The sequence below is a fragment of the Acinetobacter sp. 12966 genome (assembly GCF_031196995.1).
Taxonomy (GTDB): Bacteria; Pseudomonadota; Gammaproteobacteria; order Pseudomonadales; family Moraxellaceae; genus Acinetobacter; species Acinetobacter geminorum.
Genome location: NZ_JAVIMC010000112.1, coordinates 1 through 1179, shown reverse-complemented (window position 1 = coordinate 1179; position 1179 = coordinate 1). Strand labels below are relative to the sequence as shown.

Here is a 1179-nt window from a genome sequence, read left to right as displayed (position 1 = left end):
AAGTTTGAACGTAATAAGCCACACGTAAACGTGGGCACAATCGGTCACGTTGACCATGGTAAAACAACTTTAACTGCTGCGATTGCAACAATTTGTGCAAAAACTTACGGCGGTGAAGCGAAAGATTACTCACAAATCGACTCAGCACCTGAAGAAAAAGCACGTGGTATTACAATTAATACTTCACACGTAGAATACGATTCTCCAATTCGTCACTACGCGCACGTTGACTGCCCGGGCCACGCCGATTACGTTAAAAACATGATTACTGGTGCTGCTCAGATGGACGGCGCGATCCTTGTGTGTGCTGCGACTGACGGTCCAATGCCACAAACTCGTGAACACATCCTTCTTTCTCGTCAGGTTGGTGTACCTTACATCATCGTATTCTTAAACAAGTGTGACCTTGTTGATGATGAAGAATTACTTGAATTAGTAGAAATGGAAGTTCGTGAACTTCTTTCTACTTATGACTTCCCAGGTGATGACACTCCAGTTATCCGTGGTTCTGCGCTTAAAGCGTTGGAAGGCGATGCTGGTCAATATGGTGAGTCTTCAGTTCTTGCTCTTGTTGAAGCGCTTGACTCTTACATCCCAGAACCAGAACGTGCTATCGACAAAGCATTCTTAATGCCAATCGAAGACGTATTCTCAATTTCTGGTCGTGGTACTGTAGTAACAGGCCGTGTAGAAGCTGGTATCGTTAAAGTTGGTGAAGAAGTAGAGATCGTTGGTATTAAAGATACAGTTAAAACAACTGTAACTGGCGTAGAAATGTTCCGTAAACTTCTTGACGAAGGCCGTGCAGGTGAGAACTGTGGTATCTTACTTCGTGGTACTAAGCGTGAAGACGTACAACGTGGTCAAGTACTTGCTAAACCAGGTACAATCAAGCCGCACACTAAATTCGACGCAGAAGTATACGTACTTTCTAAAGAAGAAGGTGGTCGTCACACTCCATTCTTAAATGGTTACCGTCCACAGTTCTACTTCCGTACAACTGACGTAACTGGTGCAATCCAATTACAAGACGGCGTTGAAATGGTTATGCCAGGCGACAACGTTGAAATGTCAGTAGAATTAATCCACCCAATCGCAATGGACCCAGGTCTACGTTTTGCGATCCGTGAAGGTGGTCGTACTGTAGGTGCTGGTGTTGTTGCGAAAGTAACTGCATAA

General features: G+C 44.4%; 1 protein-coding gene. It reads left to right on the top strand.

The genetic code is table 11. From position 1 onward, the window contains the following. On the top strand, window positions 1-1179 hold a 1179-nt coding region (gene tuf / locus RFW85_RS16550), incomplete at its 5' end, for an elongation factor Tu (RefSeq protein WP_017399900.1).